The organism is Nostoc sp. DedSLP04 (assembly GCF_034530775.1).
Classification (GTDB): domain Bacteria; phylum Cyanobacteriota; class Cyanobacteriia; order Cyanobacteriales; family Nostocaceae; genus Nostoc.
Map to the genome: position 1 here is coordinate 59,959 of NZ_JAVRCL010000019.1, position 24,591 is coordinate 84,549.

Below are 24,591 nucleotides of genomic sequence, written 5' to 3' on the forward strand. Positions count from 1 at the left end.
AGTCAAATCTATGTCAGATATATACGAAACTGTGAACATTTTTCCATCTCATGTGAAAGCAGAAACCGCCTGTGCAAATGAAGGCTTTTCCCATCTGGTAATTTGTTTGAACTAGTTAAGCCGTTGGTTAAATTGCTTGCTGCTGTTTATTAACCACTTCCTAAAATGAATTCTTCTCGCCCTACAGTGATTGTCGGAGCAGGCTTCGTAGGTCTTTTTACAGCGTTGCATCTGCGTCATCAACAAGACTTGCGCTCGATCGTTTTGATCGATCCACAAGAACGGTTTGTTTTCAAGCCAATGTTGTATGAACTATTGACAGGTGAATTGTCAGAAGATGTCGTTTGTCCGACTTATAAAGAGTTGCTGCAAGGCAGTGATATCAACTTTGTACAGGACAAAGTAGTGGCGATCGACCTGCAAGAAAAATGTCTTAAGTTAGCTTCTGGCTCAGATTATATCTACGATCGTTTGGTCTTAGCTGTTGGCAGCATTCAGGGTTATTTAGGAACAGAAGGCGCACAAAAAAACGCATTCGCATTTCGGACACAAGAGAATGCGATCGCTCTGGAGAGCCAGTTACGAGAATGCTTGCAACGTGCTAGCCAAACGGATGACGAAACACAACGGCGATCGCTCCTCACGTTTGCTGTCGTTGGGGCAGGCCCGGCAGGGGTAGAAATGGCAGCAACCCTGGCAGATTTGTTACCCGACTGGTACGCCCAACTCGGCGGCGATATTCGTCAGATTCGCATTGTCTTAATCAATCATGGCAAGACGATTCTCGCAGGCGATGTCAACGCGGGTTTGCAGGAAGAGGCTCTCCAAGCTTTCAGAACTCGAACAGTACCTGTTGAATTGATACTAGGCGTAGGGGTGAAAGCGGTTGCTCAAGACCACCTGGAGTATCAACCTGCCAACAGCACTGAGATAAAAACGCTGTTGACTCAAACCACCATCTGGACAGCCGGGACAGCCGTAAACCCACTCATCCAAAATCTCAAGTCCCAAATTCCCGCAGATCGCTTGGATAAACATGGGCTACCGCTTGTCACCTCAACTCTGCAACTGCTGGATTTTCCAGAAGTGTTTGCCGCAGGCGATTGCGCCAACGTGCAGCCACAACCCTTACCGGCTCTAGCCCAGGTGGCATATCAGCAAGGTGCGAGCATTGCTCACAATTTGATTGCCCTTGCTAAAGGAGCATCCCCTAGCCCAGCCCATGTGAGTCCTCGGGGTACGCTAATGAAATTGGGTTTAGGAAATGGGGTAGCAAACTTGTTTGACAAAGTGCAGATAACTGGCAAACCTGGCGATCTAATTCGCAGTGCAGTGTATTTGGAAATGCTGCCCACCCCACTGCATGACTTTAAGGCAACCACAGAATGGCTAAGGGAAGAAACTTTCTATCGCGATCGCAGACCCAAGATGAAGCCAGAAACCACCGCAAAATAGCCTCTCTCTTCGGTTGAACAACGAGAGCGATCGCTCATCTAGCTGTGTATGCCACTGGATTAGAGTGAACAACCTCCTCACCACCGCCAAGCAAAAACTTTTTACCACATTCCATGTAAAGCCGTCCTTTATGACGGCGTTTCTACACATTTTTCTGATGAAGACACGAACAACAAAACGATTGGTTGGTGGAATCTTAACGATTGGCTTGACATCCTCTCCCGCTACACCGCTCTTGTTAGCGGGAGATTCCCAAGACTCACGACTTAGGTTTCTGTTTCCTTCCCTTACGGGTTTTTTGCAACTGCCCTTTAGACTTATGCCCATCAGGTCTTATGTTCGCTCCACAGACTGTAACTGCTTGCCCAGCAGCCAAGATATTCCGACTGGCGTTGATGTCTCGGTCGTGGTGTGTTCCGCAGTTGGGACAGTCCCACTCTCTGATATTCAAGGGCAGTTTATCAACAATATGCCCACAATTCCCACAGCGTTTAGAACTGGGAAACCAACGGTCTATTTTCACCAAGGTTCGACCGTACCACTTGGCTTTATACTCCAGTTGTCTCACCAATTCTCCCCACGCAGCATCACTGATAGCACGGGCAAGTTTGGGATTTTTGACCATGTTTTTAACTGCCAAGTCTTCAACTACTATCGTTTGGTTTTCACGAATCAGTCGAGTTGTCAGTTTATGCAGATGGTCTTTCCTAGAGTCAGAAATTTTAGCTTGAAGACGAGCTACTTTGAGTCTTGCCTTATCCCGATTGCGAGAGGCTTTCTGCTTGCGACTCAAAGACTTTTGTGCTTTCCTCAACTTTTGATAGTGCTTATCAAAAGCTTTAGGGTTAGCAATCTTTTCACCCGTACTCAGGGTAACAAGGCTACTCACCCCAACATCCAACCCCACAGCATTATCAACTGGTTGCATGGTTTCATTGGTCGGATCATCAATCCGCAAACTGACAAACCAGCGTCCAGAAGGCTCAAGCCTAACCGTGATAGTGCTAGGTTCACACCCCTTGGGCAGATGCCTAGACCATTTAATTGGCAATGGTTCAGAACACTTTGCCAAATAGACTTGTCCATCCTTCCACCGGAAAGCAGATTTGGTAAACTCTGCACTACCACCGCTACGCTTCTTTTTGAAGTTGGGATATTTCGTCCTGCCCGCAAAGAAGTTGGTTAACGCTGTTTGCAGATGTCTCAATCCTTGTTGCAGTGGCACACAGCTAACCTCATTCAAAAACTGGAGGTCATTAACTTTTTTCCACTGCGTCAACATAGCAGAAGTTTGAACGTAGTCAACTCGTTCTTGCCTCTCGTACCAAGCTTCGGTTCTCGCTGCCAAGGCTCGGTTAAACACCAACCGCACACAACCAAGTGTCCGGCGCAATATTTGTTCTTGCTCGGTGGTTGGGTAAAAACGGTAGCGGTAGGCTTTTTCCATACCTCACATTTTACCATTAAATCTGTGAAATACGCACAACCCGCTATGTCCCAAAGTTTAATTACTCACTCGTCGCTCGTCCCGATTCCTCTCACCGCCAATCCCTGCGGATGTGGCGGAAGTCTCCTGGGGGTGTTAGATGAACCAGAATCTTATCTCTAATCAGAACCGACTGTATGCAAACGAGAATTACATTGGAGAAAAATTATGCAGATGGGAGTGATTGGTCTGGGACGTATGGGTGCGAACATTGTTCGGCGATTGCTGCAAAACAACCATGAATGTGTGGTGTTCAATCGCACACCTGACAAAGTGAAACTGCTTGCATCAGAAGGGGCGATCGGCACTTACAGCTTGGATGATTTTGTCCAGAAGCTCGATAAACCTCGTGCAATTTGGTTGATGGTGCCAGCCGGAGAACCAACCGAGCAGATGGTGAAGGAACTGGCTGCAAAACTGGATTCCGGCGACATCTTAATTGATGGGGGCAACTCTTACTACATTGACGATATTCGACGGGCAAACGATCTGATGCAAAAGGGCATTCACTACCTAGATGTGGGAACCAGTGGCGGAGTGTGGGGTTTGGAGCGGGGTTATTGCATGATGATTGGTGGATCTCAGATGGTGGTTCAGTATCTCGATCCCATTTTTAAATCATTAGCTCCCGGACGGGGTGATATTCCGCGTACTGGTGGACGGGAAAAGGTGGGCGGTACGGCTGAAGAAGGCTATCTGCACTGCGGATCGAATGGGGCGGGGCATTTTGTCAAGATGGTGCATAATGGCATCGAATATGGCTTGATGGCAGCCTACGCAGAAGGATTGAATATCTTGCATCACGCCAATGTGGGTAAGCAGAACCGTGTGGCTAATGCTGAAACGACCCCCCTCCGCAATCCTGAACACTATCAGTATGACTTGAATCTGCCCGATATTGCCGAAGTTTGGCGACGGGGCAGTGTAATTGCCTCCTGGCTACTGGATCTAACTGCGATCGCCCTCCTGGAACAACCAGACCTATCAGGCTTTGGCGGGCGCGTGTCTGATTCAGGCGAAGGACGCTGGACGATCGCAGCTGCCATTGACGAAGGCACTCCCGTTCCTGTACTCAGCGCAGCCCTGTATCAACGGTTCAACTCACGCGGCGAAAATGATTTTGCGGATAAGCTACTGTCTGCCATGCGTTTCCAGTTTGGCGGACACGTAGAACAACAGACGGAGATAAAATCATGACGATGACTCATCGAATAAAAGAAATTCTCAGTTGGTATGGCAGCGACAATCCCGGAACGTTGACTAATTTAGCCCGGTTGCTGAATCATGGCAAACTAGCTGGAACTGGCAAAGTCGTCATGCTGCCTGTGGATCAAGGCTTTGAGCATGGGCCAGCTAGCAGTTTTGCGCCCAATCCACCAGCCTACGATCCTCGCTATCATTTTGAGTTAGCGATCGCAGCAGGATGCAATGCCTATGCCGCACCGTTAGGATTTTTGGAAGCGGGAGCGCGAGAATTTGCAGGTGAAATTCCCCTAATTCTGAAAGCTAACGATCGCGATGTGTTACTAGCTGAGTCAGACCCAACGCAAGCACTCACTGGCAGCGTGGAGGATGCGTGGGGATCGGCTTCACTATCTATCCAGGTTCAGCCCATCGGTTTGAGATGTATCAGCAGATTCGAGCCTGTGCCGAGATAGCAAAGCGGCATGGATTGGTCGTGATGATTTGGTCTTATGCGCGGGAATCGGGTTTAAGTAAAGTGGGTGAGACAGCGATCGATGTGATTGGCTATGCGGCTCAGATTGCGGCTCAATTGGGCGCTCACATCATCAAGGTGAAGCTACCAAACGAACACGTTGAACAGGATGCAGCCCGCAAGGTGTATGAGCAAGAGCAAATTCCGATCGCAACATTATCTCAACGAGTGCATCATGTGGTGCAATGTGCCTTTAACGGACGGCGGATTGTCATTTTTTCGGGTGGGCCGATCGACAGTGATGATGCTTTCCTCAATGAAGTTCGTGCCATTCATGCCGGACATGGATTTGGTTCGATTATCGGACGCAATTCTTTCCAGCGTTCCAAGCCAGATGCACTGCGATTGCTCAACACAATCATGGATATTTACAGTGAACAGTCTGCACCCATTCGCACTCCTGCACTGACCTAATTTGTCTATCAAAACAGCCTAAAAATTGGGTTTTTTGTCTCTATTACGAACCGACTCCTCACCCTGAAGCAATCTTTCCCACCCCAATATGCCTGACTTTTTTCATCGCTTGCATCTCTCTGCTGCTGCCAGGAAAGCTAGATCATGAGAAAATCACGTCCAAAGCCTACCCTATTGAAAGATTATCGTGCCATCATTCCTGCTTCCTTTTTTGGCATGATTCTGGGTTTGGCAGGATTAGGTAGTTGCTGGCGAGTAGCTGCTAAACTTTGGCACTTGCCTACCTGGATTAGCGAAGCAATTATGTTGCTGACAATTGCAATCTGGCTCGTGTTGTTGCTGCTTTATGTGGGTAAATGGCTGTGGGCGAGAGCAGATGCCTTAGCTGAATTTGAGCATCCTGTTTTGTGTTGCTTTATCGGGTTAGTGCCTGTGTCTACGATGTTTGTGGCGCTAGCGATCGCGCCCTACTCTCATGCGATCGCCATCACATTATTTGTTGTCGGTGCAATTGGTCAGTTAAGCTTTGGCGTGTATCGTTCCGGTCAGCTATGGATGGGAGGACGTAAGCCAGAAATTATTACACCCATTCTCTACCTCTCTACAGTCGCGGGTAGTTTTGTCAGTGCGATCGTTGCTAGTACCCTCGGTTATCAAGAGTGGGGCCAGTTGTTTTTTGGAGGAGGGCTGTTTTCGTGGCTAGCACTGGAGTCGATGATTATGCAGCGCCTCTACTTGTTAGAAGCATTGCCTAAACCACTACGTCCAACGCTGGGCATTCAACTTGCCCCCCCTGTCGTTGGCTGTGTTGCTTATTTGAGTATCACCACTGGTCAGCCCGATGCCTTTGCCCAGTTCCTCTTCGGCTATGGACTGTTGCAAGCACTGATTCTACTGCGGCTGCTACCGTGGTTATTTCAACAACCCTTTACAACTTCCTACTGGGCATTCACCCTCGGTATTGCTGCCTTGTCGCTGGCATCCTTGCGCCTTGTTGAACGCGGCATGACTGGAATGATGCAAGAATTGGCACTACTGCTATTCATTGGCGCAAATATTGCGATCGGCAGTATTGCTCTAGGGACAGTGTGGCTCTTGCTGCGGGGCAAATTACTAAGCTAACGATCATTCATTTTTCCAGAACATATTGGAAGTAGAACTTATGGCTGCAACAACTAAGCAAAATGACACTAAATCGTTCGTTTACTCAACTCGAATTGATATTTCTGTAGAAATCCGATCGCAACTAGATAACCCAAGTTGCGGGTTATAAAATTCTGAATACTTCGTGACCATTGATTGAAACAAATGCACATGAAAAACTAGCGGTGGCGTTATGGGCAACCGGAAATTAGAGTCAAGCTAAGGTCAGAGCATTAAATCATTTTAATGTATTAAAATTGGCTGATTAAATAAATGCTTTTTGGAGAGTAAATGCTAAAATAAATACTTGAAGTTTCAGCAAAAAACTTGGCAAATTACAAGCACAAATCGATTTAGGGAAATAACTTATTGTCTCACTAAAAAGCGTTTCAATATAATGGCAAATATGTTGTTTAATAGGGTTCCAATTTGATTTTAATTATGCAAATAATTATGGGCTTCATTGAGTTTGTTGGCTGATTATTCTAATAAGCGTTGTTCATGAGCATTTCTTGATAACAGCAGTTGGCGCTCAATACCTTTTGAGCCAATGATACATGGAAGTCCAAAAACAACTTCACTGCCAACTCCATAGTTAGAATCTGCTCTGGCCGATACTGGAAATATCTGCTTTTCATCTCGCAGGATGGTATCAACTAACTGACAAACTACTGTTGATATACCATAGCTTGTATTTCCTTTGCGTTCAAAAATGTTCTGGCCTCGTTTACGAGTTAACTGTGCGTACTCTTGCTGAATTTGTTCTAGCGTTGCACCTTGTGGTATGGGAAATTCAGTTAACAGAATTCCTCCAATAAATGCACTAGACCAAACGACAAATTGACTGTCTCCATGCTCTCCAATCACATAAGCATGAATGTCTTGTTTTGCAACATTCAGTTGCTTTCCAAGTTGATATCTCAGTCTAGCAGTATCAAGAACGGTTCCGGAACCGAAAATTAGGTTTTCTGCTCTGGTGGAAGTAGCGATCGCAATCCGCGTTAGTACATCCACTGGATTGCTAACAATAATTATGATTGAATTCGGTGCAACTCGATCCAATTCTTTGATTGTCGAACACATAATCTCTGCATTGTCGTTCAATATATCTAATCTGGTCTGTCCTTGTTTTGGCTGTACCCCAACAGTCACAATAATGATATCTGAATCAGCTAAATCTTCATACTGATTTGATGGTAAAATCTCCATCTCTTTAAGTAGGGGAATGCTGTCTTCAATATCCCATACTTGTCCTTCAGCTTTTGATAAGGTTCGGTCAAAAAGGACAACCCTTACACATCTACCGAGTAAAACTAAAGCATTTGCAACGTTTGCACCTACATTACCTGCACCAATAATACCGACTTTAGATGTTTTACTCATCATGCTATATCTACTTTTTTCAAGAGTGAAATGTCGTTTATTTGGTAAGTCCTTGGGTCTACAATTGCTGTCTCTTTACAACTTGGAAAACAATATATTTAACCCTTCGGTCATCGTGGGATGAGTCAAAATACCATCGCGTAGAACGGTGTAGGGCATCTGAGCTTGCATCACCATCTGCACCGTTGAAATCACTTCACCTGCTTCATGACACAACAGAGAACACCCTAGAATCCGACCTGTATCTGCATCCACGATCGCCTTCAGAAGTCCATCGGTTTGACCGAGTGTTCTTGCTCTAGGAACGGCTGACGCATCGATTTTCGCCACGCGGATGGCATATCCTTGTTGCTGTGCTTCAGTTTCAGTCAAACCCACATGAGCCAGTTCTGGCTCGATGAATAGACACGATGGAAGCAATCGATCGCCTGTACTCCGGTTGCCCCCATCAATTAAATTAGCTTTGATAATGCGATAATCATCGAGCGATATATGAGTGTATTGTGGGCCGCCATTAATATCGCCTAACGCCCAAATTCCGGGTACATTTGTCTCTAGGCGATCGCTAACTTGAATAAATCCCCGTGTATCGGTTGCCACACCAGCAGCAGCTAAATTTAAGCTCTCGGTATTGGGCGCACGACCAACGGCGACGAGCAAATGCGACCCTTGGAGAGTGATTTCACGATCGCCAACTTGGATTTGCAGGATGGTTTCATTACCAGTGCGATCGATCTTCAACACCTTCGCCTTCAGCAAGAATTTAATACCATCTTGTTCCAGTAATGTTTGAACTGCGATCGCTATATCTGGATCTTGCTGTGACAGGATTTGCTCATTTTGCCCAATGACAGTAACGCCAGAGCCAAAGCGCCGAAACATCTGGGCAAACTCTAAACCAATATAACCACTACCGAGAACGATCAGGTGTTCGGGCAGGTATTCTAGCTCCATAATCGACTCACTTGTTAAAAACTCAACTTCTGTGAGTCCGGGAATGGCTGGAATTAACGGTCGTGTGCCTGTATTAATAAATAAGCGTTCGGCAGTAAGTATGTGAGTATTCCCCTCAGTCGTCGTTACTTCAATTGTTTTAGGAGCAACAAACCTTGCTTCGCCAATAATCAAGTTGCGATCGAGAGCCGTTTGTAGATTGTGCAAATTCATTTCACGCGCAGATTGCACAACCGCTCGTTTTCGTTGGATTACCTCTGCTAGATCAACGATGGGTGTATTGGTTTTAACCCCATAAGCGGCACTTTTTCGCACTGTGTTTGCGACACTGGCACTCGCCACCATAGTTTTAGTAGGAATGCAGGCAATATTAATGCACCCGCCACCAATCATGTTTAAGCTGCGTTCAACCAGAGCGGTTTTTCGTCCGTCAGCGACTAACGCTGGTGCAAGTGTTTTACCCGCTTTGCCGCCGCCGATAATAATGTCGTCATAGTGTTGAGCGTTCACTTCCATATCCTTTGAGTTTGATAAGGTGAATACGATTTCTAGAAGGTGTTATGAATTTCAGAAAAAACTGACTAAGAGGGTTTCAGCGATAATGTATTTGGCAAGCGTAACTCAAGATGCTTGCCCTAGCTGGGTTGACAAAAAGTACATAACACCTGCTAGAAGATTCAACTTTTTCTACAAGCTTGCTTCATCAAGATACGGTTGTTTTTATACACCTCTAAAGTTCCAGACTGCGGGTTATCCAACGTGCCATCCCACACCCAGTATTGATAAATTCCACTCCGAAACTTATACACTCGAACACCTTCTGTCGCTTGGCTAGTTCCTTTGCCCAAACTTAAATTACCGTTGGGACTAGTGGCGCGATAAAGCAGTTCACCGTTCGTATACTTCTGCCAAATATTTACGTTGTAGCCGCCTCGGCATTTCGTACTCAGGACGATGCCAGCAGTAGAATCAGCAGAAGCTCTTAAGGAAAAATTAGCTAAGATACTTATTGGTAGAGCCAGGAGTAACGCAAATGTTTTCATGAGTGTTGTAAAATTAACGAGTTTGACATTCTTACCTACCAAATCCCAGGAAACCCCTTTTTCGTTCAAGACATCGTTTTGCGGATTGATGACGACTACTGCGATGTCATTCTTGTTAATGTTCATGGTTTTTCTTGTTGATTTTCACCGTTCTCTTTCTTAAAAACTACCCGCGATATGCAGCGTTTTTCCAGTGATTCAAAATCAGAATATCTTGGTTATCAGGGCGATCGCGGTGGGCGAATTATCTAGCAGTAGTCACCCTATTTCAGACTTTGACACCACTGCCTAAATACTGTTTCAAAAACGCTAATGTGCGATCGCCCTTTGGGCAGGCGCTTTGCGCCATCGCGTGCTAATTCTACAACTTATTTGCGATCGGCGGAACTAAGTGCTTGATTGATTAAAGGTGCAATGATAGCGATATTTTTCACCAACTCATCACAGAGAGAAAATCGCTGTTTTAAGTAATTAGGATTGTTGTAACTCACCCAAACCTTGCCGTCAGTCGCTTCCCATGCCAGTACTTTCAGGGGTAAATCCAGGGCGATCGTTGGTTCTGCCACCATGAGGAAAGTTCCGGCTTTCGGGTTGCCAAACAGCAACAACTGTGTAGGACACAGGCTTAGTCCGACTTTTTCGGCTTCAGCCTGTTGATCGATACGGGCAAAAATGGTGATGCCTTTTATTTGAAGGACGGCTTCTAATCGATCGATGGTTACAGGCACTGAATATTGACTGAGCTGGCTAATGATGCCGTTGTTTGCATTCATAGCAGTGGACTTCTTGTAGAATAAAAACTGGGTGATATGGTCGTTGGGCTTTTCAAAGATTGAGGTCTGACAATCCTGGATGCTCTTCAGGACGACGACCTAGTATCCAGTGGTATTTGCGATCGCTTTGGTGAATTGGCAGGTCGTTGATGCTGGCAATACGCCATCGCATGAATCCATGTTCGTCAAACTCCCAATTCTCATTGCCATAGGAACGGAACCAGTTGCCAGCATCATCATGCCATTCGTAAGCAAATCGGACAGCAATGCGGTTGTCTTGAAAAGCCCAAAGCTCTTTTATCAGACGGTAGTCCAATTCTTTAAGCCACTTACGTGTCAAGAATTGTGCGATCGCCTCACGACCAGATAGAAATTCTGAACGGTTGCGCCAAACGCTATCCGAGGTGTAAGCGAGTGATACTAGTTCAGGGTTACGTGTGTTCCAAGCATCCTCTGCAATTCGGACTTTTTGGATAGCGGATTCATTATCAAAAGGCGGCAGGGGTAGTCGAGAATTTTCAGGGTTGTTCATAGTATGTAAGTGATATGATGGCGATTCTCGTTCCGAGAGGCTTTGCCAACGTCTCAGCATGATTAGATTAAAATTACAGCAGATTTCAAGTTGGTGGAGTACACAAACTAAGTCCCAAAGTCAGGTATGAATCCTGTTTTAATTCTGGATTCTGAATTTTGCTGTAAGTACGTGCCGGCCGAATTACCTCAAAAGCAGTTTAATACAGATCGACGACTACCACCCGCAATGTGCAGCGTTTCCGCAGAAGCCCCCGTCACAACTGCGATTTTTCCCTCTAGTTTTTTCATGATGATTTCTTAAAATCGGGCAGCGTGAACTCTACAGTTTCGCTAGTGATTACTTTGTGCGTGGGATCAGCTAGTTCGATCAGCACCTTGTGTACGCCAGGTTCTAGTCCGACTAGGATGATCGTTTCCCCACTGGAATCTACAAAGTGCCACGGCGCATCGTCAACGGTGATATGGATATGACCGATGCGCGGCGATACTTCGAGGGCACCTTTGCCGAACACCGGCAACACGCGCAAATTCTCCGTCCGGTACTGGATAAAGACGCGTCCCTGTGCCAGTGGTTCGGGAAGCGGTGGATCGACAATCAGCTTGGGTGGTGCTTCGTTTGCGATCGCAATCAACGGTGATGATCCAATAATGTCCCTAGCGCTCGGTATGTGGCTGTTCATAGCAGGTAATTACCTGAGAGTAGTTTGTATTACGATCCATTTAAAGGTGAAACGGCGCAGAGTCGAATGGTACTAAGAAAAGCCCAAAGGCTTATTTAGTCTCGTTCCCAGTCTTCAGACTGGGAATGTATTCAGAATGGGCTGCTGCCTCTCGTCAAGAAAGAGGAGGCAGAGCCTCCCAGAATGGGTTCCCAGCCTGGAGGCTGGGAACCAGTTACAGCAAGGGCTGTATCTTAACTTAGTGCCATTCCGCTTTACCCTTTTCCCCTGCGCTAACTCGGTAAGCAGCAAAGCGATGGAAGAGCGTCTTTTCTTTTCCCCAAAAACATCGATCGCATCCTATTGCAGATGTTTCTTCAATTCAGCAGCAGCTTGAACAAACAGAGAGCGGACTTCTGGCAGTTCGGCTAAACCATTGAGCAGTCCAAAGTCATGAATCATGCCGTTGTACTGCACCGTTGTCACCTCTACCCCAGCTTCATCGAGCTTGCGTCCGTAGGCTGTGCCTTCGTCATGCAAAATATCGCTTTCTGCAACCGCAATTAATGCTGGAGGCAAGCCTTTGAGTTGCTCAACCGTCGCTTGTAAGGGAGATGCGTAGATGTCTTTGCGCTTTTCTGGGTCAGGGATGTACAGGTCATACATCCACTTCATCGTGGGTACGGTTAGGTATCGTTTGTCGCCGAATTGATGATAAGAATTCGTTTCAAAATCGGCATCGACGATTGGCCACATCATGATGTGTAGCTTGATGTGTGGCCCTCCGTTTTCTTTCGCCTTCAAAGCAGTGACAGCTGTCATATTTCCGCCGACACTGTTGCCGACCACTGCCAGATTCTTGCCATCTACACCAATCTCCTCACCATGCTCGGCAACCCATTTGGTCGCAGCATAAATCTCATTGATCGCTTGTGGGTACTGAGCATCTGGCGTGCGCGTATAGTTGACAAAGACTCCTGCAAACCCTGAAAGCACAACCAGATCGCGAACCATCCGCTTGTGTGTTGGATAATCACCCAACACCCAACCACCACCATGAATAAAGATGAAAACAGGCAATGTACCTTTGACACCTTCCGGTCGCACGATGTTGAGCGTAATCGAATAACCGTCAGCAGTAATTGTCTTCTCAGACTCTTCAATGCCTGAAAGGTCTACTGGAACGGAAGCCTGTGCATCTACGAGAACTTGACGCGCTTCGAGTGGAGGTAATGTCTCTAGAGGCACACCTCCTGAGTTCAGCACTTTCAAAAATGCCTTCACCCCTTTAGAAAGACGTGGATCATCTGCAACTTCCAAAATCTTTGCTTGTGAATTTACTTGAGCAACCATGACATTCTCCTTTGATAATTAGTAAACAATCTGTTGAAATGACACTGTTAAGTGAATTGGTTTAACAGTGATGCTCGATCGGCAGCGATCGTGAAATGGCGATCGCTTTCTACTGACATCGTTTAAGAGCCAGAATTATTTGTTACTGGTGAAAAAGTTGTTAACCTAGCGCGTCGCTGCCTCGATCGGTTGTTTCCACACCGCAGCAGCATAGAGCGAGTCCTCAAAATCGGGGGCAATATCGCCTGTGATACTTGCCTCATGATGCGCCCAGTCCTTAAAGAACAAGTCGTGACTGATGCGCGATACTATTGCAGGTACGTCGCGGCGGATGCTATGGATGTCACCAACTGGCAATCCGAAGCTGACCAAACCAGCAGGATTAAATACGTGAATGTCTTTCAGATAAGGGGCAGTACCAGGTACTTTTTCTTGGTATTCGTGGGCGCTACCGAGGTAAGGATGTGCCGCCAAACCGTCGTCGCGCAGTCCTTCTGGTGGCTGGTAGCGATCGCGCCAGAGGGCAATATGTTGGGCAAAGTCGGCTAGTTCGGGACGCTTGGTTGGGTCAACGAAGTAACCAGTGCCAGCGATCGCAAAATCAAACTCGAAAACATCATCGTTCACCTGGATGGCAATGCGTTCGCCCAGTTTCCGTGCCGATTTCCAAGGTGCAGATAGATGGATGTGAAAGTTCGGGAAAGCGATCGCTCGCTTAATCGAGTTCGGGGGTGGCGCGGTGCCTGCTTGATGAAAGCGCCAAGCCTGGAGCCAGCGGGCTGCATCGGGTAGTTGGGGATAGTTGTCGTAAGCACCAGGGTAATCCCGTACCCGAAGGAGTGACAGAGATGCGATCGCCGATCGCCGTACAAATAAATGTACTGCCTTAGCTCCCGATTCCAGCGCCACTCCTGCTGCATCGAAAGCTGAAGCCGCCGCACCCAGCACCGCCACAGTCTTACCGCGCAGTGCTTCAAAATCGATCGCATCGGCGGTATGCGCGTACAACGTGCGGGGTAAGTCAGCCAGTATTGGAGGTATGTTCGGGCCACCCGTGCCAGCCACGCCATTGGCGAAGATAATTTTGCGCGTAGTCTCTACCTGCGGGACACCGTTTATCTCAAGGTGTAGGCGGAAGAAACCTGCGACTGGTTCAATCCGCACCAACTTCGTCTGGTAACGAACCTGGATACCCAGGAAATGCCGATACCAACTGAGGTACTCAGCCCATGTCACTCGCCCAATGCGATCGATCGCCGCGTAGGCTGCCGCACCGTGCCGCGCTTCGTACCAGGCTTGAAAGGACAATTCTGGGATGCCTAGTTCTGGGCCAGGCAGATGTTTCGGTGTGCGGAGCGTTCTCATCCGCGCTCGCGTCAACCACACGCCTGCATGAGCCTCGTCATCGGCTGCATCAATCTCCGTTACGCGACCGATCCCAGCACGTCGTAGCGCAAATACAAAGGTGCTACCGCTACCGCTGCCACCTATGATAGTGACATTATGATCGATGCCAGGGCGATCGGGCACCCAGTTTTCGGGATCGGGACCGAGCAGGCGTAGTGCCTCGCGGGCAGCAAAATCGGAATTGCTCGTTGTTGTCATTTCGATCTCCTCAGATATCGTTGCGATGGATGAAAAAATCGGAATAGTAGACAATTAAGCTGTTACTAGTAGTACGCCAAGGCAACGCAAGCGGGGTAAAGGGGAAGGGTGAAAGGGACTCATGTTTTTTATCCCTTACCATGAGTCCCTTTACCGAATGGCACGCTTGTTAACGGCAAACCCATTATATATAAGGCTTTTGGGTGTGGGGTGTGGCTGAGTGGGTGTAGTAAGTCAGAAATTTATTTGTATCCGCAAGAACAAGCCGCAAGAGAGGCAGCGGTTGATACTGGCGGAAATACTCTTGCCATTGGGGATAGAGCGGTGGATTGGTACCATAGCTATACAGCAGTGCCAGTTGAATCTCACCGTTGCCGGGGCGATCGAGGAAATGTTGATCGATAGTCCAGGTATCGGGGCTGATCGCTTCTAGATTGCGAACACCATTGGTATATTGCCACTTCGTTGCTTCCAGGGTGACAAGATATTTGAGCTTTTCAGCATTTTCAGGCGATCGCTCTTGCCAGTATGCCTTAATCGGCTCCCAGAATTCGCGTAGACCTTCCTCGTAAGCATTGCCATTTTGAACAATCAGAGATTGCACGCGCTCTGGATATTTAGCGGCAATCCGATAGCCAATCGGCGCGCCATAATCCATCACATAAAGGCTGTACTTTTTGAGAGCGATCGCAGCAATGAATTTCTCTACAATCTCAGCCAAGCGATCGAACGTGTAATCAAATTCATTTACAGTTGGCATCGAACTGTTGCCGTAGCCAGGGTAGTCAGGAGCAACGAGATGGAATTTATCAGCGAGGGCAGGTATAAGATTGCGGAACATGTGAGACGACGTTGGGAAGCCGTGCAATAACAGAATCGTCGGATTATTACGAGAACCAGCTTCACGGTAGAAGATATCTAAACCATCGATTGAAACTGTGCGATATGTAGTCATGGGATTACTCTTTGTAAGCGATCAAAGCCTTTTGAACTTCAAATCTGTGCCATACCGCCATCGACAAACAACTCAATGCCGTTCACAAAGCTGCTGTCATCTGAAGCGAGAAAGACAACAGCTTTGGCAATCTCATCGGGTGTGCCGACTCGCCCCAGTGGGATGGTGCTGGCTTGGCTGTCCACAAATTCTTGCAACTGCTGGTCATTCAGTCCCAAATGATCGTAACCAGGAGTCGGAACCACACCAGGGCTAATGGCATTCACTCGGATCTTCCGTTCTTTGAGGTCGAGTATCCAATTCCGAGCAAACGATCTCACGGCGGCTTTGGTAGCGCTGTAAACACTGAATGCTGGCGTACCTTTTATAGAAGTAATCGAAGCATTCAGGATAATAGAAGCGCCCTCTGGCAACAGTGGCAATGCCTTTTGTACGGTGAACAGCAAACCTTTGACGTTTACGTTGAATGTTTTGTCAAAGTGTTCCTCAGTGATTGCTCCAAGTGGGGCAATTTGTCCACCGCCAGCATTAGCGAAGATGATATCGAGGTGTCCTTGTTCTTGCTTAATGGTAGCAAACAGACGATCGAGGTCTGCCAGATTAGAAACATCGCTCTGCACAGCCGTAACATTTTTACCGATGGCTTCTACAGCAGCATCCAGTTCGGCTTGGCGACGACCTGTGATGTAGACATAGGCACCTTCAGCAACAAACTGTTTGGCTGTGGCAAGACCAATACCACTGTTGCCACCCGTGACAAGGGCGATTTTTCCTTCTAGTTTTTTCATTATGCTAATCCTTCGATTGTTGGGTTTAAAGCGGTCAGTTACTAATGGAGAGTGGAGTCAGGAGGAAGAATAGTCAGCCCGTATTGGGGAGCTAGGGCGATCGTCTTTTGAATATCTGCATCTGTAATTGGGGGTAGGGGTGCAGTGGGATCGTTCGCTGGAGTCTCCACGATGCGAGGCTTATTGAATACTAACTAATCTCTAAGGGATATCTCCAGGTACACCCAGAATTTCGTCGCCAATTTCGGTAGAGATGCGAATGAACAATTCCAAATCAGGTGCCTCATTCTCGTTTAGCGTCCCTGTTGCAGCAATTAGTTGAGCAAAGGCACTGGGGGCAGAAACGACTAACGCACGAGCTGGTCGATCGCCGAGTGTAGCAACAACATGGGGTATGCCCATAGGAATCAGAACACTTTCACCTATGCCTAGCACAACCTTGTTTTTACCAAGCCAGACAGTGTACTCTCCTTGGAGCACATAAAGTTGTTCGGAATAGCGTGTATGGCGATGGGGTGGAGTCTGCATACCAGGAGGAGAATAGCCTTCAATCAGGTCGTATTTACCATCAGTCGTGGTGCGATCGGCGAGGATGGTGAGGCGAGAACCAAGAAGCCAGAACGATTGTGTCATGGAATAGATATTTCTAATGAATTGTGTCATGAATGCTCAAGCTTGCGACTCAAATAAAGCAGGCGTTCATACCGTCAATGCCAGTACGTCATAGAAACCGAGCGCTAAAGCGAAGCGTCCGATAAACTCTTGAAAAAAGAGATTTCCGAACTCCTAAATAGATGAGTGTGTCAGATTTTGAACATTAAGCTTGTTAAGAACACTTTGCGAAGTACGCTCCGCTTTAATTAAATCTGCTGCCTTCTCAGAAATCATGATAGTGGGTGCGTTTGTGTTGCCTGTGGTAATTGTTGGCATGATTGATGCATCAACCACACGAAGACCTTGAATTCCATGTACCCGTAGTTCAGGGTTTACCACTGCCATTGGGTCAATGCCCATTTTGCAAGTGCCAACCGGATGCCATACAGTGCTGCAAGTGTCCCGAATGTAAGCTTCGAGTGCTGCATCAATCTGAATTTGGGAACCCGGAGCAATTTCTTTGCCACGAAACTCATCAAAGGCACTGTTCTGAAACAATTGGCGGATTAATTTCACTCCCTCAACCAACTTCTGCACATCAGCTTGACTTTGTAGATAATTCATCCGTATGGTTGGTGGATCGTTGAAATTAGATGAACGCAAACGAACGCTGCCAACATTTTGGAGACGGGTAAGAGAGACTGCACCTGTAAATCCAAAATCAGCAGGAGTATAACCAGGTGACAAGAATTGAATCGGGCCGAAAAAGAACTGCAAATCGGGTGCAGCCTCCACATTCCCTTTGCTATGCAAAAATAATCCGGCTTCAACTCCATTACTGGTAATGGCAGGGTGTATATCTTGAGTAGCTGCTTGAACGACACAAGTGAGAATGTGATCCTGAAGGTTTTGACCGACACCCGGCAAATCTGCAATCACAGAAATTCCCATCGCTTGCAGATATTCTGCATCCCCAATACCAGAAAGCATTAGCAGTTTGGGCGAATCAAACGCACCCGCACTTAAAATCACTTCTTGGTTGACTCTGACCTGGTGGAGCCTACCTTCATGCAGATATTCTACTCCCACACAGCGAGTGCCTTCAAACAGCAATCGCGTCACCAATGCCCCAGTCGTTACGGTCAAATTGGGACGATGGAAAATGGGTAGAAGAAAAGCAGCAGCAGCACTGTGCCGTTTACCATCCTCGATCGTCAACTGATAAAGTCCTACCCCTTGTTGCTGTACACCATTAAAATCAGGATTGTAGTTGTATCCCATTGATACACAGGCATCTACAAAGCGTTGGGAAACCACAGCAGGGGACATCAAATCGGTAACGCTCAACTCCCCATCAACCCCGTGAAATTCTGACGCGCCTCGCTGCTGCTGCTCCGATTTCTTGAAATAGGGCAAGACATCAAGGTACGACCAACCGGGATTTCCTAATTCCTGCCAGCGATCGTAATCTTGAGGATTGCCCCGGACATACATCATGAAATTAATCGAACTGCTGCCCCCCAAGACTTTGCCACGGGAACAAAACATTTTGCGGTAATTCAGGTAGGGTTCCGGCTCAGAAACGTAACTCCAATCTACTTCAGAGCCTATTAGGCTAAAGCACTGCGCCGGAATTTGAATTTCTGGTTTTGTAGCTGGGTTGCCCGCTTCGAGGAGTAACACGGTTGTGTCACAGTCTTCGGTTAGACGATTGGCAACCACACAACCAGCCGAACCTGCACCAATTACAATGTAGTCATAATTAGTCATAAAGTTCTCTTCCTCTGTTATCTACAATGGATAAATGGAGTCAAGAATGAACTGATTTAAAGAGCGATCGCTGAAATACTGTTAGTCAATAACTAGGTCTGTTCTATTTATTTGTACTGAGAAACTGCTTCTCTTACAATTGCGATTACTTCACAGCAGTACTTGCTGCTTCAATCACTTTGGCAACCTCTTTTGGATGAGAGATAAAAGGAACATGGCTGGAGTTAACTTCGGTTGTCTTAGCATTAATCCGTTTAGCCATAAATCGTTGAAGTTCAGGGTTGATGGCGCGATCGCTTTGAGTCACGATAAACCAGGAAGGAATCGTTTTCCAAGCGATTTCATTCACTGATTGCTCAAAGGCTGCGCTGGCGATCGGTTTTTGGGTTGCGGCCATCACTCGCGCCTCAGCTTTTGATACGTCTTGGGCAAAAAATTCGTGAAACTTCCCGCGATCTACATAGAGAAAGTTTGCAGCATCAGATACGATCGCCGTACTAATCGGAGGTGCTGCGTACCTTTTATTCAAATCACTCGTCTTTTCACCGACATCTGGTGCGAAAGCATTAACATAAACCAAAGCTTTCACCTGTGAATTGCCAGCCGCCGCACCCGTGATTACATTTCCACCATAAGAATGTCCGACTACAACAACAGAACCCTTTTGAGCATCAATCACCCGCTTCGTCGTTGCGACATCATCAGCAAGCGAGGTGAGCGGAATCTGCACAGCAGTTACTCTATAGCCATCTTTCTCCAACAATGGAATGACGTGTTGCCATGATGTACCATCAGCATAAGCCCCATGAACGAGAACGATCGCAGGTTTAGAGTTGGACGCTTGAGGTAATTCCTTGGAGGTGGCTGATGTTGGATGCATTGATATGACAACGACAACACTTAATGCAAATAACCACAGCAACATTTTTTGAACTTTTTTCCATGTAAAAACTATCATTGCGATCGCCTCTGTATTCTTGCTAAATTGCTGAAATCTCTGGTTCTTGTCGTCGGTATAGAAGTTATGAAATACTCCCTGCTGAAATACTTGTTAGGATAAGCATCAAAAACCTTAATCATTTGCAGCAACAATAGCTGCCATTATCTGCTCAACAGTCCAGCGATCGAGATAGCGAATTCCATTAATAAACAAAGCGGGTGCAGCCTCCACTCCACTTCGTAGTCCACTTTCGATGTCCGTATTGATCCGATTGACATATGCTCCTTTGGATAAATCCTGCAAAAATTGAGAAATATCAAGTCCTAAACGATTGGCATACTCCACTAGATAGCCATTTCCCAATTCCTGTTGATAGATAAACAGCATCTCATGCATTTGCCAAAACTGCCCTTGAGCCGCTGCTGCTTCTGCAGCTTGTGCTGCCCTTTGAGCATGTGGATGAATCTGAATTTGTGGAAAATGACGGAAGATAAAACATAAATAATTCTCCCCTAAAGAAACACTAAGTTGTCGCCCAATGACTTTAATCAGCCTGTCAACATTTGCACTCTCTTGAGATTGATAGTCCCCATACATCACCAACACTACAATCGCATTCAGTACACCTTTTATGCGATCTTGTGTTGAAGGTGGGACGAATAACAAACTGCGATCGCTCTCAAAACTCACTGAGACCTCCGAAAAAGAAAATGCTCATCGCCAGCGATCTCTTCTGAAATCCTTGTACTACCTGAGCTAAAATCTAGTTTTTGGAAAGGTCTAAGTCATTCAGAAGAAAATTAGATGGTGCGTTAACGAAATGTAATAAGGTATACCAGAAACCTCTCTTCAAAGCCTCTTTCTACTTCGAGGAGAGGCTTTGAAATTCCCATTCCCTTGTAGGGAAGGGGGCTAGGGGGGTTAGGTTTCCGAGCCTCAGAAGTTACCAAAAATACTTTTCAAACATCCTCTAAGGCTTAAATACACGACCATGGCCGGCAGCCTGCTAGCAAAGTTTTTTTCTTATCTAGAGCAGCATTTCTATTTTGAGATTGAGTTTGTTTGATGCTGTAATTAATTTTTAGGGCATCGTCTCCTAATGTATTGTGCTTTTTAATCGCTGTGTTTAAGGTAGGTGCATTCAGATTATTCTCTAGAGTCACACCCTGATTGATTTTGGCAATAGCAGAGTTTCCAGAGAAAGCTATTGCGCCAACGATTACGACTCCTAAACCTTTAGCCAAATTCCAAACATGCATAATTGTATTCCGCCTTTTTTACCAATTCTAAATATTCTTTGGCATCAATTAACTAGAGGATTTCGCCGCCAGTGAGCAACTAAACGTTTACATACTTTTGTTGAAGCTTTGGCGGCTTTGTGTACAAATATATGCAATTAACTCTAACTTGTCGTCCTCTAAAAGTTGAAACTTTTGCTCAATAGAGTGATTGATAAATCAGTCCATCTCAAAATGGAAGGTTGCCTCCAACTCAAGTTGGAATCCAAATTTCAACTTGAGTACAACTTATTTACAAATTGACAATCCCACGCTTAACAGCAGTAATCACAGCTTGTGTGCGATCGCTCACTCCCAGTTTGCTTAAAATCCGATTCACATGAGATTTGACGGTACTTTCACCAATAATCAAAGCAGTCCCAATTTCCTGATTACCCATTCCTTGTGCCATCAAACGCAACACTTCCAACTCTCGTTCACTCAGTTCTGGATTGCTCATTCGCTGCAATAATTTTGCGCCCACTTCTGGCGGAATGTATTTCTGACCATTATGAATAGCGCGAATCGCATTCAAAAGCTCGCCAGGTTTAGCATCCTTAAGCAGATAGCCTTGAGCGCCCGCCTGTAAACCGCGATAGATATCTTCATCGCCATCGTAGGTTGTGAGTACCGCGATTCGAGCCTGCTTAAATTCAGCACAAATCGCCATAATGGCTTCAACACCTCCCATTTTGGGCATTCGTAAATCCATTAGTGTGACATCAGGTTGGTATTCTCGAAACAAGGCGATCGCCTGCTGTCCATCTTCAGCTTGAGCGATCGCTGTCATTTCTGGATCGCGGTTAATGATGGTTGCTAGACCCTTTCTGACTATGGCATGGTCATCAACAATTAGCACCCGAATCGTAGTGGATTGGCTCATTATAATTCTCACTCAAGGGTTGATGGTGACAATAATTTCTGTTCCTTGACCAGGTTGGCTTTGAATCAATAGTTGTGCGCCAATGCGCTCTGCCCGTTCGCTCATTCCTAATAAGCCAAACCCACCGCTCAAAGGAGTGCTACCTACTCCAAAGCCCCTGCCATCGTCTTTAACCCGTAAGATACACTGTGTTTCGTTATACACTAACTCAACCCGAATTTCGGCAGCATCAGCGTATTTAATCGCATTGGTTAATGCTTCCTGCCCAATTCTAAGTAAGTTATTCTCCACTTCGGTTGATAAGGAATAGGCTATACCTTGAGTTTCGCAAATCAGAGCCGTGTCGGTCGTTGCTAGCATTTGAGCCACAATACGATGCAAGGCACTCTCTAAATTACCTTCTTCTAGTAGCCGCGGACGGAGTGCTGCTACGGATCGCCGTGTCCCTGCTAGCCCAGCGCGTGCTAGTTCCTCAATCATTTCCAGATGTACTTGGGTTGCTTCTGGGTCGTCCGCCAGCACTTGTGTTGCTGCTCCAACTTGAAGCAGAATACCTGTGAAAGATTGAGCTAGTGTATCATGAATTTCTCGCGCCATCCGGTTGCGTTCTTCTAAGATAGAAGTGTGTTCAGCTCGTTTGCGATCGCTAATATCTGTCATGAGACTGTAGAAACCTCTTACCTGAGCATTGTCATCGAAATCAGGAATAAAGGTCGCGCTGATGCACCGCTTATCATCCAAAAAAGGGATTTCTGCTTCTAGAGGGACAGTTTGCCCTGCAAACACCTGATTAATATACGGCTCAACCCGTTCATAAACCGCCTCACCGAGCAGTTGACGAACAGGGTTGCCCAAAATTTGATCGCGGCTACGGTTGAACCAAACCTCATAGGTACGGTTGATAAATTGAAAGCAGCGATTGGCATCGACGTAGCTAATCAGAACGGGTAGAGCGTCGGCAATCAGTCGTAATTCCTGCTCCTGTAAGCGAAGCTCCTCGTAGACACCGCGTAGCTCTGCTTCGTTTGCCTGCAATGCTGTCGTTCGTTGGGCAACTTCTTGCTCTAGGGTGCGATTGTATTCTGCTAAAAGCTTCTCTGCTTGTTTACGTTCGGTGATGTCTTGAAAGGCTGCGATCGCATACAGAATGTTGCCAGACTCATCAAAAATTGGAGTTCCCCAACTTTCGATCGGAATGATGCGATTCCCCTGATGAATTTCGATATCATCCACACTGCCCTGTTCGCCGTTTAGCGCTCGCCTAATCATCAGTTTTTCGGTTGGGTAGGGGCGATCGGTTCCTGCTACATAGAGTTGATAGACCTCGGCAATTTGCTCTGGGGTGACAGACGGCAGCACGCCCTTGCCCAAGAGTTGGATTGCCTTCTGATTTGCGTAATAAGGGCGGCCTGTTGCATCCATAACTACAATTCCTACCGGAACCGACTCTAAAATTTTCTGGAGGCGGGTTTCACTTTGGGCGAGGGTCTGGTTTAAAGACTGCATTTTGGCAAATGCGATTTGAAGCTGCTGTGCCATCTGGTTGAACGATCGAGCCAGTTCGCCCAAATCGCCCGATCGCTCAATTTCTACCGTCTGATCCCATGCACCGTCTGCTAGCGCTTTTGCCGATTGACTGACGCTGACAATCGGTTTAGCGATCCATCGGGCAATCAAAATGCAGATCGCAATGCCAAGCAGCAAAGCCGCAATACAAAGCAGAATCGTCGTGTGGATGCTTTGATTAATCTTGGCCATGAAATCGGATTCAGGCAACACCGTGACAATCAGCCAATCCAGCCCACGAGTATCTTTGAATGGCATCACCTGAATCAACTGCCGCCTGCCATCGAACTTAAAATCAAGCTGTTCCGCAGTCTGGATCTGCCACAAATCGCTGAAATGCTCGCGCAAATAGGCAGCAGTAGCTCGCACGGTAGGGTTACGGCTCTCAACTGCGGACAATCGATTTGCTGCCGCCCCACTACTAATAATCGCCTCTCCGGTGGACGTGGCAACCAGTTGTCCCGATCGCTCTAGAATAAAGGCGATGCCTGTCTTGCCAATTTGCAGGCTAGCCAAAAAAAGGCTCATCTCATTAGGCAGAAATACATCGGTGGCACAGACTCCCAACAGCGATCGATCGGCTGTGCTATAGACAGGCGTACTGGCGGTGATCGTTGGCAACTGGCTAGCAAAGTCGGCATAAATTCCACTCCAGATTGGTTCGCCTGCCGTCACTGCTGCTTTATACCAGGGACGAACCCGCGCATCGAAAGCTTTGTTGCCTTGACTGATTAACTGGTCTCGCTGACCATTGCGATCGAGGCTGTAGCCGTAGAGTTGACGATCTGTAGCAACATTACTCGACCGCAGTTCAATTGAGCGATCGCCAGGGCTACGTCGCACCCCTAGAAGAGAACCTTTGCGATCGCCGCAGTAGATATCACTCACCATTGGATAAATCTGAATTTGCTGCCAGAGTGGAAACTCACCTTTTACTGCGCTAGGGTCAATTTTTCCCTGAGCGAAGGTGCTGGCATTGAGCCGATTGATGTTATGGGGTATCTCGGTATAGGTTTGTAGTTTGCCTTCGATCCGGTTTGTCAGTTCGCGCCGCAGTTGACTGGCGAGATCGTTGATGGCTTCCTGTCTATTTTGGAAGGAAAAATACCCCACTAAGCCGACTGTCACCAAAGTTTGCAGCACAAACGGCACAATCAAAACCGTCTGCAATGGCACCGTTCTGGAAACTTGAGCTACAACTTGCTTGAGAAGACTGCTCATCAATCAGATTCCTCATTTACGGCAGTTCGCGCAGGTTAGTCCATTTATTGACCGAAGAAAGGCAGAGGGCAGGAGGCA

At 46.8% G+C, this 24,591-nt stretch carries 22 protein-coding genes and 1 pseudogene; 4 read left to right on the forward strand and 19 right to left on the reverse strand.

Annotated features, from left to right (window positions below; genetic code table 11):
* Positions 1-165: 165 nt before the first annotated feature.
* Positions 166-1,455, forward strand: a complete 1,290-nt coding sequence (locus RMX89_RS13305; protein WP_322689260.1) for an NAD(P)/FAD-dependent oxidoreductase — start codon at positions 166-168, stop codon at positions 1,453-1,455.
* A 259-nt stretch (positions 1,456-1,714) separates the two neighbouring features.
* Here the strand turns inward: RMX89_RS13305 and RMX89_RS13310 are convergent, their stop codons facing one another.
* On the reverse strand, positions 1,715-2,902 hold the full coding sequence (locus RMX89_RS13310) for an RNA-guided endonuclease TnpB family protein (protein ID WP_322689261.1): 1,188 nt from the start codon (positions 2,900-2,902) through the stop codon (positions 1,715-1,717).
* A gap of 207 nt (positions 2,903-3,109) precedes the next feature.
* Here RMX89_RS13310 and gnd point away from each other — a divergent pair, with 207 nt between their 5' ends.
* The 3 genes and pseudogenes from gnd (at position 3,110) to tehA (ending at position 6,194) form a co-directional block, all read left to right on the forward strand.
* Positions 3,110-4,138 (forward strand): phosphogluconate dehydrogenase (NAD(+)-dependent, decarboxylating), encoded by a 1,029-nt coding sequence (gnd, locus tag RMX89_RS13315; protein WP_322689262.1) that lies wholly within the window; start codon positions 3,110-3,112, stop codon positions 4,136-4,138.
* A gap of 119 nt (positions 4,139-4,257) precedes the next feature.
* Positions 4,258-5,072 (forward strand): annotated as a pseudogene (locus RMX89_RS13320) (class I fructose-bisphosphate aldolase).
* 144 nt (positions 5,073-5,216) lie between these two features.
* The gene (gene tehA / locus RMX89_RS13325; protein WP_322689263.1) at positions 5,217-6,194 is read left to right on the forward strand and encodes a dicarboxylate transporter/tellurite-resistance protein TehA; all 978 of its coding nucleotides are present in this window, start codon (positions 5,217-5,219) and stop codon (positions 6,192-6,194) included.
* Between the two features lie 501 nt (positions 6,195-6,695).
* Here tehA and RMX89_RS13330 read toward each other — a convergent pair.
* From RMX89_RS13330 to RMX89_RS13415, 18 genes are all read right to left on the reverse strand, one after another.
* Entirely contained in the window at positions 6,696-7,601 is a 906-nt protein-coding gene (locus tag RMX89_RS13330) for a malate dehydrogenase (protein WP_322689264.1), read from the reverse strand.
* 72 nt (positions 7,602-7,673) lie between these two features.
* Positions 7,674-9,068, reverse strand: a complete 1,395-nt coding sequence (locus RMX89_RS13335) for a mercuric reductase (protein WP_322689265.1) — start codon at positions 9,066-9,068, stop codon at positions 7,674-7,676.
* Between the two features lie 161 nt (positions 9,069-9,229).
* A complete protein-coding gene (locus RMX89_RS13340) occupies positions 9,230-9,721 on the reverse strand; it encodes a hypothetical protein (RefSeq protein WP_322685805.1) in 492 nt (163 codons plus the stop codon).
* Between the two features lie 242 nt (positions 9,722-9,963).
* The gene (locus RMX89_RS13345; RefSeq protein WP_322689266.1) at positions 9,964-10,368 is read right to left on the reverse strand and encodes a DUF302 domain-containing protein; all 405 of its coding nucleotides are present in this window, start codon (positions 10,366-10,368) and stop codon (positions 9,964-9,966) included.
* A gap of 52 nt (positions 10,369-10,420) precedes the next feature.
* Entirely contained in the window at positions 10,421-10,960 is a 540-nt protein-coding gene (locus RMX89_RS13350) for a nuclear transport factor 2 family protein (RefSeq protein WP_322689267.1), read from the reverse strand.
* A 226-nt stretch (positions 10,961-11,186) separates the two neighbouring features.
* The gene (locus tag RMX89_RS13355) at positions 11,187-11,582 is read right to left on the reverse strand and encodes a DUF6130 family protein (protein ID WP_322689268.1); all 396 of its coding nucleotides are present in this window, start codon (positions 11,580-11,582) and stop codon (positions 11,187-11,189) included.
* A 339-nt stretch (positions 11,583-11,921) separates the two neighbouring features.
* Entirely contained in the window at positions 11,922-12,827 is a 906-nt protein-coding gene (locus RMX89_RS13360) for an alpha/beta hydrolase (RefSeq protein WP_322674594.1), read from the reverse strand.
* A gap of 252 nt (positions 12,828-13,079) precedes the next feature.
* Positions 13,080-14,519 carry a SidA/IucD/PvdA family monooxygenase gene (locus RMX89_RS13365; RefSeq protein ID WP_322689269.1) on the reverse strand — a complete coding sequence of 480 codons (1,440 nt, stop codon included), beginning with the start codon at positions 14,517-14,519 and terminating at the stop codon, positions 13,080-13,082.
* A gap of 184 nt (positions 14,520-14,703) precedes the next feature.
* Positions 14,704-15,474: an alpha/beta fold hydrolase gene (locus RMX89_RS13370; RefSeq protein ID WP_322689270.1), complete on the reverse strand. Its 771-nt coding sequence runs from the start codon at positions 15,472-15,474 to the stop codon at positions 14,704-14,706.
* Positions 15,475-15,512: 38 nt separating this feature from the next.
* On the reverse strand, positions 15,513-16,262 hold the full coding sequence (locus tag RMX89_RS13375; RefSeq protein WP_322689271.1) for a glucose 1-dehydrogenase: 750 nt from the start codon (positions 16,260-16,262) through the stop codon (positions 15,513-15,515).
* 41 nt (positions 16,263-16,303) lie between these two features.
* On the reverse strand, positions 16,304-16,432 hold the full coding sequence (locus tag RMX89_RS13380; protein ID WP_322689272.1) for a hypothetical protein: 129 nt from the start codon (positions 16,430-16,432) through the stop codon (positions 16,304-16,306).
* A gap of 31 nt (positions 16,433-16,463) precedes the next feature.
* A complete protein-coding gene (locus tag RMX89_RS13385) occupies positions 16,464-16,925 on the reverse strand; it encodes a cupin domain-containing protein (protein WP_322674599.1) in 462 nt (153 codons plus the stop codon).
* Positions 16,926-17,048: 123 nt separating this feature from the next.
* Positions 17,049-18,626, reverse strand: coding sequence for a GMC family oxidoreductase (locus RMX89_RS13390; protein ID WP_322689273.1), 1,578 nt, complete (start codon positions 18,624-18,626; stop codon positions 17,049-17,051).
* Positions 18,627-18,771: 145 nt separating this feature from the next.
* On the reverse strand, positions 18,772-19,584 hold the full coding sequence (locus RMX89_RS13395; RefSeq protein WP_322689274.1) for an alpha/beta hydrolase: 813 nt from the start codon (positions 19,582-19,584) through the stop codon (positions 18,772-18,774).
* A gap of 114 nt (positions 19,585-19,698) precedes the next feature.
* A complete protein-coding gene (locus RMX89_RS13400; RefSeq protein WP_322674602.1) occupies positions 19,699-20,256 on the reverse strand; it encodes a DsbA family protein in 558 nt (185 codons plus the stop codon).
* Between the two features lie 287 nt (positions 20,257-20,543).
* Entirely contained in the window at positions 20,544-20,825 is a 282-nt protein-coding gene (locus RMX89_RS13405) for a hypothetical protein (RefSeq protein ID WP_322674603.1), read from the reverse strand.
* Positions 20,826-21,096: 271 nt separating this feature from the next.
* Entirely contained in the window at positions 21,097-21,726 is a 630-nt protein-coding gene (locus tag RMX89_RS13410; RefSeq protein WP_322685817.1) for a response regulator transcription factor, read from the reverse strand.
* Between the two features lie 12 nt (positions 21,727-21,738).
* On the reverse strand, positions 21,739-24,513 hold the full coding sequence (locus RMX89_RS13415; RefSeq protein WP_322689275.1) for a PAS domain-containing protein: 2,775 nt from the start codon (positions 24,511-24,513) through the stop codon (positions 21,739-21,741).
* Between the last annotated feature and the right edge of the window lie 78 nt (positions 24,514-24,591).